At 35.9% G+C, this 14573-nt stretch carries 13 protein-coding genes; 3 read left to right on the top strand and 10 right to left on the bottom strand.

Translation table 11 applies throughout. From position 1 onward, the window contains the following. Positions 1–12 precede the first annotated feature (12 nt). The 9 genes from ACTJFD_RS03355 to obgE form a co-directional block, all read right to left on the bottom strand. Entirely contained in the window at positions 13–816 is an 804-nt protein-coding gene (locus ACTJFD_RS03355) for an SDR family NAD(P)-dependent oxidoreductase (protein ID WP_442259685.1), read from the bottom strand. Positions 817–831: 15 nt separating this feature from the next. Then, entirely contained in the window at positions 832–1761 is a 930-nt protein-coding gene (gene rnz, locus ACTJFD_RS03350) for a ribonuclease Z (protein WP_442259684.1), read from the bottom strand. 156 nt (positions 1762–1917) lie between these two features. Further along, positions 1918–2847: a metal ABC transporter substrate-binding protein gene (locus tag ACTJFD_RS03345; protein WP_442259683.1), complete on the bottom strand. Its 930-nt coding sequence runs from the start codon at positions 2845–2847 to the stop codon at positions 1918–1920. Beyond that, positions 2834–3691 carry a metal ABC transporter permease gene (locus ACTJFD_RS03340; protein WP_442259682.1) on the bottom strand — a complete coding sequence of 286 codons (858 nt, stop codon included), beginning with the start codon at positions 3689–3691 and terminating at the stop codon, positions 2834–2836. The genes ACTJFD_RS03345 and ACTJFD_RS03340 overlap by 14 nt, the downstream gene beginning before the upstream one ends. Next, a complete protein-coding gene (locus tag ACTJFD_RS03335; RefSeq protein ID WP_442259681.1) occupies positions 3691–4434 on the bottom strand; it encodes a metal ABC transporter ATP-binding protein in 744 nt (247 codons plus the stop codon). The genes ACTJFD_RS03340 and ACTJFD_RS03335 overlap by 1 nt, the downstream gene beginning before the upstream one ends. 164 nt (positions 4435–4598) lie before the next feature. Then, positions 4599–6974: a hypothetical protein gene (locus ACTJFD_RS03330; RefSeq protein ID WP_442259680.1), complete on the bottom strand. Its 2376-nt coding sequence runs from the start codon at positions 6972–6974 to the stop codon at positions 4599–4601. A 41-nt stretch (positions 6975–7015) separates the two neighbouring features. Beyond that, entirely contained in the window at positions 7016–7456 is a 441-nt protein-coding gene (locus tag ACTJFD_RS03325; protein WP_442259679.1) for a hypothetical protein, read from the bottom strand. A 164-nt stretch (positions 7457–7620) separates the two neighbouring features. Beyond that, positions 7621–9276: a peptide ABC transporter substrate-binding protein gene (locus ACTJFD_RS03320; protein ID WP_442259781.1), complete on the bottom strand. Its 1656-nt coding sequence runs from the start codon at positions 9274–9276 to the stop codon at positions 7621–7623. A 161-nt stretch (positions 9277–9437) separates the two neighbouring features. Then, positions 9438–10754: a GTPase ObgE gene (obgE, locus tag ACTJFD_RS03315; protein ID WP_442259678.1), complete on the bottom strand. Its 1317-nt coding sequence runs from the start codon at positions 10752–10754 to the stop codon at positions 9438–9440. A 180-nt stretch (positions 10755–10934) separates the two neighbouring features. On the opposite strand from obgE, the gene ACTJFD_RS03310 reads away from it, so the two are divergent. Next, positions 10935–11681, top strand: coding sequence for a peptidylprolyl isomerase (locus ACTJFD_RS03310; RefSeq protein ID WP_442259677.1), 747 nt, complete (start codon positions 10935–10937; stop codon positions 11679–11681). A gap of 53 nt (positions 11682–11734) precedes the next feature. On the opposite strand, the gene ACTJFD_RS03305 is transcribed toward ACTJFD_RS03310, so the two are convergent. Beyond that, a complete protein-coding gene (locus tag ACTJFD_RS03305; protein ID WP_442259676.1) occupies positions 11735–12760 on the bottom strand; it encodes a branched-chain amino acid aminotransferase in 1026 nt (341 codons plus the stop codon). Positions 12761–12961: 201 nt separating this feature from the next. Here ACTJFD_RS03305 and ACTJFD_RS03300 point away from each other — a divergent pair, with 201 nt between their 5' ends. Then, positions 12962–13201: a hypothetical protein gene (locus tag ACTJFD_RS03300; protein WP_442259675.1), complete on the top strand. Its 240-nt coding sequence runs from the start codon at positions 12962–12964 to the stop codon at positions 13199–13201. Positions 13202–13205: 4 nt separating this feature from the next. Continuing rightward, positions 13206–14561, top strand: a complete 1356-nt coding sequence (locus tag ACTJFD_RS03295) for a tripartite tricarboxylate transporter permease (RefSeq protein WP_442259674.1) — start codon at positions 13206–13208, stop codon at positions 14559–14561. Positions 14562–14573: the final 12 nt, after the last annotated feature.

Below are 14573 nucleotides of genomic sequence, written 5' to 3'. Positions count from 1 at the left end.
CCTTCTTCATTTTTATTTTTTGTTAAAAATAGTACTGGCTAAATAGTCCCCCACTTTTGGAAATAATTGGTACCCTTTACTACCAAGCTCCATTAAAAATGGAGCATTGATTTCTCGTGTTGTCGTTCCCATTTTGGATACAATTCTTTTAGCTAACTGGTCTGGTTCTAATATCCAGCGGTCAATCCGAGCTAAATAATTTCCACTTGGATCAGCCAATCCAAAGAACGGTGTTCTAATTGGACCTGGGTTAACTGTTGTTACAGCGATATTTAACGGTTTCAATTCTAAGCGTAAACTATTTGAAAAACCAAGAACAGCAAACTTAGAAGCTGAATAAGTACTTGATTTAGGTGTTGCCATCTTTCCCGCTTGAGAAGCGATATTAATAATATGACCTGCGCCATTTTCAACCATTTGAAGTGCAATTTGTTGTGTCACATGGATTAGACCGAGTACGTTAACGGCAAACGTGTCTCTAGTTGTTTCATAACTTGTTTCTAAAGCTAACGTAAAAACACCTTTCCCAGCACAATTTGCTAAAACATCAATGACTGGGTGCGTTGCTTTAATTAGTTCAAGTCCTTTTTGACAATTTTCATAATTAGCAACATCTAACTCAATAATATCGACCGTTGCCCCAAACAAACGGACACAATTTTGAGCGACTGCTTCTAACCGGTCCTTACGACGTGCGCAAAGTATCAAACGAGCCCCTTCCTTAGCGGCTTCGTAAGCAATCATCTCACCCAAACCACTAGAAGCACCTGTAATCATCACTGTTCGATCTTGTAATGAAGAAAAAATACGTTTCATTGTCATTATCCTCCTCTATTTTTTTAATGGAATCGGAACACATTCAAAATCTTGAACCACTCGAGATTCTTTGAAAATCTCCTGTGCTTCTTTTTGCAACTCATGCACCGCTCGACCTAAATAACGAGAACTAATATGGGTTAATAATAATTTTTTAACATTTGCTTCTTTAGCCACATTTGCCGCTTGAGCTGTCGTTGAATGAAAATAGTTCTTAGCCATTTTAGCCTCACTTTTATTAAAAGTACTCTCATGAACTAAGACGTCCGCGTTCTGAGCAAGCGTATAGCAGTTCGGATGAAGTCGCGTGTCACCTAAAATTGCCACAATCCGTCCTTTGATTGGTTGACCGATAAAATCTTTACCGTTGATAATCCGGCCGTCAGTTAACGTAACCCTTTCACCATCTTTTATTTTTTTATAAATAGGGCCTGATGGTATGTTTAGAGCTTTCAACTTTTCAACTTGTAACTCTCCTTGTAAATCGGCTTCTTCCACTCTAAAACCAAAACAAGCAATCCGATGATCCAAGCGTTCACAGAAAACTTTAAAGCTAGCGTCTTCAAAAATCAAGCCTGGTTCTGTAATTTCAATAAAACTTAAGGGATACTTTAGGTGGCTATCGGAAACATTTAAACTCGTTTGAACAAATTCTTTAATCCCTTTTGGACCGTAAATTTCCAAAGCAGTGTCGCCTCCTTGAAAGGAGCGACTACTTAATAAACCAGGTAAGCCAAAAATATGGTCACCATGTAAATGAGTAATAAATATTTTTTCGATTTTTCTTGGTCGAAGCGTTGTTTCTAAAATTTGTTGCTGTGTTCCTTCACCACAATCAAATAACCAGATGGCATTTCTTTCATCTAATAATTTTAAAGCGATACTTGTCACATTTCTTTGTTTTGATGGTACACCTGCACCCGTGCCTAAAAATTCTAATTCCATGCTATTCCTACTTTTCTATTCAATTTCTACTGATGTTTCATTAGCGTTAGATGTTTCTCTTATTGTACCAAGATTACCTCCCAATACAAACAAAAAAGAAAAAAGAGGAGTGATTTTTATCACTCGCTACTTTTCCCTTCATTATACACTCATTTCTTATTGACTTAAACCCTCATGTATTTTATCTAAATTCCACTGCATCATTGTTAAGTAAGTATCTCCTGTTTTTCCTTCTTTCGCTAAAGAATCAGTGAAGACTGTTTCATAGATTGGTAAGTCAACTTCCTGTGAGACAGCTTCCATACTTCTAGGATCGACACTTTGTTCCACAAAAAGAACCGGAACTTTACTTTTTTCTATCGTTTCAATAATTTGTGACATTTGATCAGGCGTGCCTTGACTTTCTGTATTAATTTCCCAAATGTAAGCTGCTTCTAGAGCATAAGCCTTAGAAAAATATTTAAACGCCCCTTCACTTGTTACTAACAAACGTTGCTTTTCAGGAATATCTTGAAACCGCGTTTTCGCTTCTTCATTTAATTTCGCTAATTTTTCAAGATAAGCCTTAGCATTTTCTTCATATTCTTTTTGATGCTTGGGGTCTTTTTTTATCAACACATCTCTAATATTTTCAACATAAACCATTCCATTTTCTAAACTGAGCCAAGCATGAGGATCTTGTTCACTCTCTTGTCCTTTACTTGTTAAAAACTCAGGAGTTACACCTTTACTTGTTACAAAATAATCTTCATTCTCTTTTTTCTTAGCTGTTGTCATTAACTTTTTAAACCAGCCGTTCCCACCTGTTTCTAAATTTAGACCGTTATAAAAAATGACATCCGCATCACTCGCTTTAGAAATATCTTCAGGAAGTGGTTCGTATTCATGCGGGTCTGTCCCTCTTTTAACAACACTGTGAACATTGACATGCTCTTTTCCAACTTCTTGAACCATATCAGCTAATATTGAATTCGTTGCAACCACGGATAACTGACCCTCTGTTGACGTCTTATTCTCTTTTTTACCACAGCCAACAACCACTAATAAACTTAAAACTAAAACGATAAGATATTTAATTTTCTTCATGGATGATCTCCTTTTTTCTTGATTTGAAAAAGCCTTGTTTAGGTGAAAAAATAAAAGCAAGCACAAAGAAAACGGCACTTGTTAAAACAATGGTTGCCCCAGACGCTAGATTATAAGAATAGCTAAAAAACAAACCAATAATTGCACTCACCACACCAAAACAACTAGATAAAAACATCATTAATTTTAAGCGATCGGTTAAAAGATAAGCAGTTGCTGCTGGAGTCACTAACATCGCTACGACTAAAACTGTTCCAACTGTTTGTAATGAAGAAACGGCCACTAATGTTAAGAAAAACATCAATCCATAATGTATCCACTGTACTTTAAGGCCATATGCTTTAGCCATAACTGGATCAAAAGAGCTCACTAAAAGTTCTTTATAAAAAACAAGAACAAAAATTAAAACAGCAATCGCCACACCCAATGTTGTATATAAATCACTGGGACGAACAGCAAGAACATTCCCAAATAAAATATGATATAAATCAGTAGAACTTTCTGCAAATGAAATCATGATAATCCCTAATGCAAAGAAAGAACTAAACACGATACCAATGGCGGTGTCATTTTTCAATTGACTTTTTTGTGTCACAAAACCGATTAAGCCGGCAGCCAAAAGACCAAATAATGACGCACCAATCATATAATTGGCCCCCATCATATAAGATGCTGCAACTCCTGGTAAAACCGCATGTGAGATGGCATCCCCCATTAAGGACATTCCTCTTAAAATAATAAAACTACCAATTAAGCCTGAAACAGCTCCAACGATAATAGAAGTTAATAATGCATTTTGTAAAAATTCATACTTCATTAGTCCCTCAATAAAATAGCCAATCATTACTCACTCACTCCTTTTATGATAATTTCACCCATTGAATCGCCATAAGCTTTTTGAATCAAACGTGTTGTAAAGACTTCTTCAACTGGGCCTGAGGCAACTAAATATTTATTTAAAATAATCAATTGATCAAAATATTCTCGTGTTCGATGAAGATCGTGGTGAACAATGATAATCGTTTTACCAGCTGCTTTTAATTCTTTTAACAAATCGACGATGACTTTTTCGCTGACCATATCAATCCCAACAAAAGGTTCATCCAGAAAGATGATTTCTGCCTCTTGAGCTAATGCACGAGCGATAAAAACCCGTTGTAACTGTCCTCCTGATAAATTTCCAATTTGACGATCTGCAAATTCTTCCATTTTAACTTGCTTTAAACACTCCATCACTTTGGTTTTTTCTTTTTTTCCAGGACGTTTAAACAACCCTAACTTAGGATAGGTTCCAAGTAAAACAACCTCTTTCACTCGAATTGGAAAAGTTAAATCAATCTCACTTCTTTGCTCAACATAAGCAATTTGCTTCCGAAAATGATCAATCGCTTGGTTCGCTAAAGTTACGTGACCACTTTCTTTTTTGATTAAACCAACGATACTTTTGATCAGAGTAGATTTACCTGCTCCATTGGGACCAATAATTCCTGTAATTTTTCCAGGAACAATCGTTAATGATACATCTTCTAATGCTAGCTTATTTTGATAAGCTACACTTAAATGATTAACTAAAATTTCTTCATCCATTAAGCTCACACTCTTTTCTGTGTTATAAAACTAATTTTTAGGCTGACCTAAATATAATGAAAGTATAGCAAACTTTAAACATAAGTGCAAGATAGAAAAATAAAAACAAAAAAATAAAGCAAAAGTTATCGTATCTTTACAAATAACTTTCACTTTATTTTCAATTACAAGACATCTTCTAAAGTCCAGGTCATCGTTCCTCGATATTCACCTAACATCGAACCACTCCCAAAAACGTTTAATTTTAGTTTGTTTTTTAAATCAATTTTTGTCTGTGCATTGTTTGGAGCATTTTGTTGTAAGATTTGAGTAGCTGTTGCCTCCTCAAGGCTATTTTCTTCATAAGCCAAGTAGCCATTTAAACTTTGTGTGCTACCTATCTTAAAACCATCAAAATGCCCCGTTACTTTCCAAGAATTAAGCTGATTAAAACTACCTTCTCGTGTATTTACAACCGTCAAACTCGCTTCAGCATTTAACGTTTTTATTTTATCAAAAACCGATAATTTGTGCCCACCAAAATCCAGTTGATTAGGTGCTTTAATTTCAAATTTAGGTAAGAATTCTAGTGTGATTATCGTGTTTTGATCGCCAACTTTGCCATCTGTAATCGTCGTTCCATCTTGTTTTTCAACTAAAACAGTCGGGTTAGCTACATATCCTTCAGCTACTAAGTCCGTAGTTTTTAATAAGGAGCTAATCTCCGTTCCTACAATTACTTTGTTAGGTAGAACATGATTGTCTTTTCGCGTCTTGCCAGTTAAACTCGCTAAAATCGGTTTTTTTGTTTCTGAATTATGATAACGGATGGTGACAGAAACCTCATTTAATTTATAAAAAATGTCAATTTCATTCATACCAGTCGTAACTGGTCGCTGAACGGTTAAACCAGTCGCTCCCGTTGTTTTTTTAGCATCAAAAAGGTACGTCTCACCTGATAGATACTCTGGTACGGTCAACATTAGATTATCTCCAACTTTAACGTCTTGACTCAGAGCGATACCACCACGATCTGCAATCGTCTGATGATTCCCAGCTTCATTGTATTCTTTAACATTAATCGTGACCTGCTTTTTTCGATGAACTTTGAGTGATTGTTTAGGACTCACATAGTCCGAATAATCATGAGAAACAATCACATCTAAATCATTTTCACCAATGATTAACTCTGCTTTGGGAAGATTTATGGTCCAATTACCTGCGGGTGTATTGGGACCATAAATATAACTCCCAACTACTTTATCACCTTTTTTAATCTCAATTTTCCCTTTAGATTTGGTTTCATCTTTCCATGTTCCTTTAATTGTCACATGTGGGTCTTGTTCATTCATTTCATAACTTGCTTGATTCAACGTAATGCTTGGTTTCGCTTTTAATTTACCAGTGTAATTTACTTTTACTTCCCTTTGTTCCATCTGTTCTCTAGTATATTTCCCTGTCAATAAATGAGTAGCTCCTGTTGGTTGTGTTTGTCCAGCTGTGTCGAGTGTATACACTATTGTTTCAGTTTCTAGTTTGCTTGGAACTTCTACTCCTGCTTTATTTTCTGAGACTCCATAGCCTTCATCTAATAAACCAAACGAACTCACGTCAAATGAACCTGGTGTCAATTTTTCGCCTGTCAACTGATCATAAGCGACAAATTTAACTTTTGAACGAACAGAAATATTCAACCCAGTTCTTCCCACTCGATCTTTCTCATCTTTAATTAAAAAGACTACTTTATTTTTCCCCAGATTAAATAAGTCATTATTCAAAGCTAAATCAGAAAACTGCCCTTCGATTAAAGGAGGTACCTTTTGATATTTTTTTAAAAAGATTGGCGTTGAACTATCGTTTACTTGATATGAGATAGTTCCATTTTTAGAATCATTCTCATAATCATACCAATATAATTGATCTACATTAATGTCGTCACCCTCATTAAAAAATAGGTCCTCTTCATCAAGGTAGATTTCTGGATTGTTATTGGATGCTGATAATCCTGCTAGTAAACTAAACTGCGTTTTTTCACCTGGTTGAAGTGTCACTGGTTTTTGTTTAAAAAATGCTCCCTGGTCGCCACTTCCTAAAACACCAACTTGATTTTCCCGCCCTGGACCATTGACATTTCCACCAAAAGCCGTTACAAATTTATCAGCATAACCACCAGTTGTATATTGAACGGGTGAAATTTTCTTAGAGCGTGGCAAGGAGAAGACTAAGCGTTGATGGTTTGGATTTGATGGTTTCGGTCTACCATCACTTTCAATAGACTCATCAAAAGCTATCCCTTTACCTTGAGGTAGCCCAGTAATTGGAACAGAGGGATCTCCCCTAAGATAAGCGTCCATATAATAAAATAACGTTATATTTTGAACCGTTTCTTCCGTATTATAAATATAAAAATCACCTCTAAATGCAGGGTTGACTTCGTCAGGATAAACTACTGTCTCATAGACGCTATTATTTATCTCCATTTTTAAATTATATAATAAATTATCTCGATCTTCTTTTTGGTCTTTTTCATTTAAATCAAGAGTATTATTCACAGCTATCATCACCAAGCTATCTTCTTTTCTAAAAAATTTAATGTTATTTGTTAAATTACCGGTATTTTGATAGGATGCTGCAGAACTCGCTCCATTATTACTTGCCCAAACACCTGTTGAGTTATATCCCCCCCATTACCACCTTGATATTGCGTTTCTATTTTTTGGCTTCCTTCGTAACCTACTAAATTAATAAGTAACCGAGGAAAACGTCCAACATTGGGATTATTTGTATCAATTCCAGCTACACGATACCCCAATTTTTTTGGTTGACCATTATCGATGAACGTATGATCAATTGGCCTCGCTAAATCGCCACTAGTGGGCTTCCACTCATTCCATCCATTCGCTTTATAATATTCTATTCTTTCATTATATAAATTCCTAGTCCGCTCATTATGACTAGGACTAAATTCTTGGGCTGCCTGTACCGTCGTCCGTAGTCCTAAACACAGACCCACTAATAAAATTAACCAAATTTTTTTTTTCATTTTTACACCTCTTCTTTTTTACCCCTCCTAACTAATGATACTATTAATGTCTAATAAGTTCAATAAAACATTGTTTTATGTTAAAAAACAACTAAATAAGAATAAGTATTTTTTTGAATAAAAAAAACTACTTCCTATTCTCAGATAGAAAGTAGCTTTCTTGTTTATTCCATTGTAATTCCTTTGTAATCATATGATGCTCCTGCAGTATGGGACACATAACCTTTCATTTTTGGATTACGTAGGTGTCCTTCAACCACTTGATAGACTGGAATAACTCCCGCATCTTCTTCAAGTAAGATTTGTTCAGCATCTAAAAAGTTTTGCCAACGTGTTTCTGAATCGTTCACATTTGTCGTCTTAGCGGCTTGAATCAGTTTATCGTATTTTGGATTAGTATATCCCCCACGGTTGTAGCTGTTTCCTGTTTCAAATAAATCCAAGAATGAACTTGGATCATTATAATCAGCACCCCAACCTGTTAACACGATATCATAATCTCCCTTACCACTACGTTCTAATCGAATAGGTTTTGTTACCGCAGTCACTGTTGTTTCAATTCCTAAATCTTCACGGAAAGCCCCTTGGATAAATTCAGCAATTTTTTTCGTTGAATCATTATCATCTGTTAAAATATCAAATTTGATTGTGTCTGTTTTTAATTCTTTTTTCGCTTTTTCTAAATAGTCTTTTGCTTTTTTAAGATCATATTTTTTATATTTTTTAGAATCTTTAACATAGTCTACTTTTGTTATTGGGTTAACTGCTAATTCACTTGGAACTATTCCCGTTGCAACGGTTGAACCATCACCTAGCACACTATCAACAATGGCATCACTATCAATCGCATAAGAAAGTGCTTTTCTTAGATTAGCATTGTGGAAAGGTTTGTCTTTATCCATTTGATTTAAATCAATATAAACAATTCGACCTTCCTTATCTAAAACATACTCATCATTATCACGGAATTGTTGTGCCAATTCACCCGTTAAAATCACGTCATCTAATTGACCATCTTCATAAAGGTTAAGCCCTGTTGATGCCTCTTTTATTACCAATGCATCAATTTCGTTAATCTTAACATTGTCTTTATCCCAGTAATCTTTATTTTTTAAGTATTTCCATTCGATATCCGAACCAGGTCCATCAAATTCAGCTAACACAAAAGGACCATTATAAAGTGCATCTGCATCTGACATTGCAAATTCTTTACCTTTTGATTCAACAAATTTTTGATTTTGTGGAAAAAAGGTTGGAAAAGCTAACAAAGTATCAAAATACGGAACTGGTGTTTCCAATGTGATTTTTACTTCATGATCATTAACTGCTTCTATCCCTAATTCAGAAGGTTTCTTTTCACCTTTGGTAATTGCTGCTCCATTCTTTACGGGCTCGAAGAAATAAGCATACTCAGAACCTAATGCTGGGTCAACCACTCGTTGCCAAGCATAAACATAGTCGGCTGCGACAACGGGGTCACCATTACTCCATTTTGCATCCTCTCGTAATTTAAGTGTATAAGTTAAACCGTCCTCACTCTTTTCTGCCAACTCTTTAGCACCAGCTGGTACAATTTCATTTTTTTCATTAATTCGATAAAACCCTTCGTAAATTTGATTCAATAAACCAAAACTTACTTTATCTGTGGCAATCGCGGGGTCAATAGAGGCTACTTCTTGAGGAATCCCAAATTTAACAACTTCCGACGTTGCTGCTCCAGAAGTCTTTTCTGTCTTCTTCGCTTCTTTTTTTCCATTACCACAAGCACCTAATAAAACAACGGTACTAAACAAAATTGTGATTCCTAATATTTTTTTCATTTTCATCCTTAAATCTCCTCCCAAATTGATATTAATAGCAATTCTAACCGAAAACACAACATAAAGCAACCTATTTTTAATATAATTTTAACCATACTCTAATTTAAAAATAAAAAAATAAGACGTTTTTATCAATAAACGTCTTATCTTTTTTATTTTAATTAGTCGATAAATTCAAATTCAAATTCTTGAATACGAACTAAATCACCGTCTTTTGCACCTCTTTGACGCAGTGCTTCATCGATTCCTAAACCACGTAATTGACGAGCAAATTTCATGACACTTTCTTCACGCTCAAAATTAGTCATGACAAAGAGTTTTTCTAATTTGTCACCTGATAAAATCCAAGTTGCATCATCTGAACGAGAAATTGAAAAGGCTGGTTCTTCTGCTTCAAAACCATAATGAACCACTTCTTCCTCTTCTGGCTCATCAACATAAATTGGAAATTCATCTGTAACTTCTAATAAATCAGCAGTAGCTCCTAACAAAGGCTCAATCCCCTTTTTAGATAAACTAGAGATTGGGAAAACAGGAATATCATCGGCAAATTCATCTACTTTTAAAGCATTCAGTTTTTCTTTAAATACTTTCAAATTTTCTTCCGCTTCTGGCATATCCATTTTGTTGGCTACAATCAGTTGTGGACGTTCTAATAAACGTAAATCATAACTTTCTAATTCATTGTTTATTAATTCATAATCTTCAAAAGGATCGCGCCCTTCCATCCCACTCATATCAATAACATGTAAGATGACACGCGTTCTCTCAATATGACGTAAAAACTGAGTCCCTAAACCAACACCTTGAGAAGCACCTTCAATTAGTCCTGGTAAATCGGCCATAACAAAACTACGACCATCTCTTGTCGTAACCATCCCTAAATTAGGAACCAATGTTGTAAAATGATAAGCGCCAATTTTTGGACGAGCTTTAGAAACAATTGATAATAACGTCGATTTTCCAACAGAAGGAAAACCAACAAGACCAACGTCTGCTAAAACCTTTAACTCAAGATCAAGTGTACGCTCACCTCCGGGTTCTCCATTTTCAGATATTTCTGGAGCAGGATTTCTTGGCGTCGCAAAACGAATATTACCACGACCACCACGGCCACCTTGAGCTACTTTGATTTTTTGACCATGTTCAATTAAATCACTAATAATTTTTCCTGTTTCAGCATCTTTTACCGTTGTACCTGGGGGAACTTTAACAAAAGTATCACCAGCACCACGGCCGTGCATACTTTTACTCATTCCATTTTCACCTGGTTCAGCCTTAAAATGGCGATTGTATCTAAAATCCATCAAGGTACGTAACCCTTCATCAACTATCAAATAAATACTACCACCGCGACCACCATCACCACCGGCTGGTCCGCCATCGGGTACATATTTCTCTCTTCTAAAAGCCACCATACCGTCGCCGCCGTTACCAGCTTTAACGTCAATGGTTACTTGGTCTAAAAACATGGACATGATTGATGTCCTCCTTATACTAAAAATTCTCTTCGTCTTTTATTGTAGCCGTTACTGAGGCTTTTGTCTATCAATGTCTGATGAAAGCAAGAGTTATTTAAAAAACAAAGGTTGGCAACCCCTCTTATTTTTTGCTACAATTCATCTATATACTGTTTATTTAAGAAAGGAATTAGACAAATGAAGAAATCAAAATGGTTAGTTAGTCTAACTAGTTTAGCTTTAGCAACCCTTCTATTAACGGCTTGTGGATCTAATAAAAAAGAAGAAACCACTAAAAAAAGCACTGAAAGTTCTGTTGTTGAAAAAGAGGTCGATTTAAATTCACTCGAATTACCTCAGTTAAGTAAAGAAGTCGCTGCCGATGAGGATTTAGTCGAAATGATAACAACCGAAGGAAATGTTAAAATTAAACTATTCCCTAAATTGGCCCCTAAAGCAGTTGAAAACTTTATGACTCATGCTAAAGAAGGATATTACAATAATGTTTCTTTCCATCGTGTCATCAAAGATTTTATGATTCAAGGTGGCGATCCTGATGGTACTGGTATGGGTGGTGAGAGTATCTGGAAGGAAGAATTTGCTCCAGAAATTTCAAATCAACTTTATCATATCAATGGTGCTTTAGCTGTCGCACGTTCTGCCGGTGATATTACTCAAAAAACACAAGGTAGCCAATTTTACATTGTTTCTAATCACGACGACCAAGAAGATGGTATGCTTTCTGAAGATTATCCTGATAAAATCATCGAAACTTATAAAAATGGAGGGCGACCAGATTTAGACTTTAACTATTCTGTTTTTGGTCAAGTCATTGAGGGCCAAGATGTCGTTGATAAGATTGCTAACGTCGAAACTGGCGAGCAAGACAAACCCGTTAAAGAGGTCAAAATCAAAGAAATTAAGATCTTACAAGAAGCGAAATAATCATCGAATTCAAAAAAACATCTGAACTGCATTTTTGCAATTCAGATGTTTTTTTATGCTTCAATCGGAACTTTAACAATCCATCCTTCTGGTGCTTCGACATCACCAAACTGAATGCCCGTTAATTCATCGTATAATTTCTGCGTCACTGGACCAACTTCTGTTTCTGAATAAAACACATGGAACTCATCCTTCGTCTGAATGCCACCAATTGGCGAGATTACTGCAGCAGTTCCACAAGCACCGGCCTCCGAAAATTGATTCAAATCATTCAAATAAACATTTCCTTCTTCGACCTCTAAGCCTAATCGATGTTCCGCTAAATACAGTAATGAATATTTTGTAATACTAGGTAAAATAGACGGCGAAATTGGCGTAATAAAACGGCCTGTTTTAGTAATTCCAAAAAAATTAGCTGCGCCGACTTCTTCAATTTTAGTATGTGTTGCTGGATCCAGATAAATACAATCAGAATAATCGCGTGACTTCGCTTCTTTTCCTGGCAATAAACTGGCGGCATAGTTTCCACCAACTTTAACAGCACCGGTTCCTGCTGGGGCCGCTCGGTCATAATCTGAAACAATAAAGTTAGTCGGTTTTAACCCACCTTTAAAATAAGCACCCACTGGTACACAAAAAACGGTAAATAGATATTCTGGTGCCGGGTTCACACCAATTCCATCTCCTACACCAATTAATAATGGTCGGAGATAGAGAGTGGCCCCACTCTCATAAGGAGGAACATAATCTTGATTAAATTTGACCACTTTTTCTACGGCTTCTAAAAACATTTTTTCTGGGACTTCTGGCATCATCAAACGCCTAGCGCTTACTTGAAACCGTTTAGCATTCTCAGTTGGTCGAAAGAGATTAATCGAGCCATCTTGACAACGATAAGCTTTTAAGCCTTCAAAACATTGTTGTCCATAATGTAATGCCGTCGAACCCTCACTAATATGTAATACGTTATCCTCCGTCATTTGTCCTTCTGACCATTCACCGTTTTTCCAATGCGCCAAGTAGCGAAATGGTGTTTTAATATAACTAAAGCCTAAATTATCCCAGTCGATTGCTACCATAACTTTTCCCACCTTTCTGTTATTTTCATCATTTTATCATAATTCATTTCAATTCCCTAACCTTTTCTTAATCTCTTCTCAAGAAGAAATGAAAATTGTATAATTTTTGGTTAAAGACAGGGCTATTTGATAGTATTTATTACATTTTAAAGTATAGTTATAAGTGGTTAGTCTACTATATTAGGAGGAGTTTTAATAATTATGAAGAAACAAGAATTAGTTTCACTATGGGGGGATACCGTCGGAGTAACGGACTTAGTTCGCTCTATTATTTTGTCTATCGTTTTAACCATGGGAGGTTATTTTATCGCTCCCACAAATCAACCAACACAACAACTCTTTTTTGGTTTGTTAGGAGCCGTTCTGAGTTTTATACTTAATTCTTTCTTGGTTAAACCCAAACGTCGGTTAGAATCATTTGACCAGATTGGAGAGGAATAACGACATGGATACAATGCTTCTTGTTCAAATGGTTATTGCTAGTTTTAGTGCCTTTCTACTCTATTCATTAATTGGGTTTATTCCTGGAACGGATGAAACCAGTGTTCTTATGCCTGTCACGCTTGCTTTAATTTTAGCTGAAATTGAACCTCTTGTCGTTCTGACTTTCTTTGTTTCAGCCTTTGTTACTTTAGGTTTGATGAACATTATGCCTGCCTTAATTGCCAATTTACCTGGAGGCGTTTTATCAACTCCTATGCTCGAATCAGCCTTAATCATAAAAAAACACGGACGAACGAGTCAAATTATTAAAAAAGCCGCCGTTGGAAGTGCGATTGGCGTCGTCGTATCGCTCATTAGCTGTTTAATTATTGCTAAACTCATTGCACCTTTCACGGATACCATCAGCCAACATGCGAATTGGGTTTTTATTGGAGGAGCTATTTTTCTTTCGCTCATCAGTCAAACTAAGCTTTTATCATTGATTAGTATCGTTCCACTTGCTTTGTTATTTCAGGGTCTTCGCTCCTTGTATTGGTATTCTGGTGCGGTCCCTGAAGGTAAAAACATCACCACTTCTTTTTTCTTAGGAATTACCGTGGCGCCTTTAATCCTTTCTTTATTATCACTACTTAATAAAAAAGAAAAACAAGCATTAGTTGTCGACGATGTGACGGTCATGAATTTACCTCCTTTAGAAAAACAAAAGCAAAAAAAAGAAGCTTTCTACCAAAGATTAACAAAAAATGAATGGATAGGAGCAACTTTCGCTAGCTTTATTTCCAACTTTCTCTTTGTTTTAAGCCCCGTTGGTTTAATCGTATTATTTGGTGAAATGGTTGGTAAGAAAGAAAAAGATGAGCTAAAGCGGGCTGAACTAAAAATTACAACGATGAGCGCTTTAGCTCAAAGTACCTACATCTCTGGTTTAATGATTTCCATCATTGCTTTAGGTCTGCCGATTGCGCCTTCAGCAATTGGCCCTGGTGCCGCCTTTTTCGAAGCACCACCTGTTTTTAAAATCGGACATACTATTACTGATCAATATCCAAAAAATTGGTTAATGGCAGCTTTTGTGATTGGGAGTTTACTCGCTATTACGTTAGTTTACTTTTTAGCTACTAAATTTGCTGAACCTTTAACGTATTTTGTTTTAAAAAAAATACCTCATGAAGCAATGCTCGCTCTATTTATTGCCTTAGTTTGCTTGCTAGCTTATATCGATGCTGGTTTAATTAACGTTTTTGGGGTTTTATTAATGAGCCTGGTTTGTGGTACACTTAATCGGTTGGGCGTTGGCTATGGTATTCAGTTTATGTCGCTTTATGCTGCCCCCTTCATCATCACTTTACTGACTTAATTTTTAAAGGAG

It is taken from the genome of Vagococcus sp. (assembly GCF_052102835.1).
Classification (GTDB): domain Bacteria; phylum Bacillota; class Bacilli; order Lactobacillales; family Vagococcaceae; genus Vagococcus.
The sequence above is the reverse complement of the archived record's forward strand: the minus strand, read 5'-3'. Positions and strand labels throughout refer to the sequence as shown.

Excerpts from the sequence above, each read along its gene's own strand:
- ACTJFD_RS03340 (WP_442259682.1), bottom strand. The coding sequence starts at position 3,691 with ATGATTGGCTATTTTATTGAGGGACTAATGAAGTATGAATTTTTACAA.
- ACTJFD_RS03295 (WP_442259674.1), top strand. The coding sequence starts at position 13,206 with ATGGATACAATGCTTCTTGTTCAAATGGTTATTGCTAGTTTTAGTGCC.
- ACTJFD_RS03300 (WP_442259675.1), top strand. The coding sequence starts at position 12,962 with ATGAAGAAACAAGAATTAGTTTCACTATGGGGGGATACCGTCGGAGTA.
- rnz (WP_442259684.1), bottom strand. The coding sequence starts at position 1,761 with ATGGAATTAGAATTTTTAGGCACGGGTGCAGGTGTACCATCAAAACAA.
- obgE (WP_442259678.1), bottom strand. The coding sequence starts at position 10,754 with ATGTCCATGTTTTTAGACCAAGTAACCATTGACGTTAAAGCTGGTAAC.
- ACTJFD_RS03330 (WP_442259680.1), bottom strand. The coding sequence starts at position 6,974 with ATGATAGCTGTGAATAATACTCTTGATTTAAATGAAAAAGACCAAAAA.
- ACTJFD_RS03355 (WP_442259685.1), bottom strand. The coding sequence starts at position 816 with ATGAAACGTATTTTTTCTTCATTACAAGATCGAACAGTGATGATTACA.
- ACTJFD_RS03325 (WP_442259679.1), bottom strand. The coding sequence starts at position 7,456 with ATGAAAAAAAAAATTTGGTTAATTTTATTAGTGGGTCTGTGTTTAGGA.
- ACTJFD_RS03335 (WP_442259681.1), bottom strand. The coding sequence starts at position 4,434 with ATGGATGAAGAAATTTTAGTTAATCATTTAAGTGTAGCTTATCAAAAT.
- ACTJFD_RS03345 (WP_442259683.1), bottom strand. The coding sequence starts at position 2,847 with ATGAAGAAAATTAAATATCTTATCGTTTTAGTTTTAAGTTTATTAGTG.
- ACTJFD_RS03310 (WP_442259677.1), top strand. The coding sequence starts at position 10,935 with ATGAAGAAATCAAAATGGTTAGTTAGTCTAACTAGTTTAGCTTTAGCA.
- ACTJFD_RS03320 (WP_442259781.1), bottom strand. The coding sequence starts at position 9,276 with ATGAAAAAAATATTAGGAATCACAATTTTGTTTAGTACCGTTGTTTTA.
- ACTJFD_RS03305 (WP_442259676.1), bottom strand. The coding sequence starts at position 12,760 with ATGGTAGCAATCGACTGGGATAATTTAGGCTTTAGTTATATTAAAACA.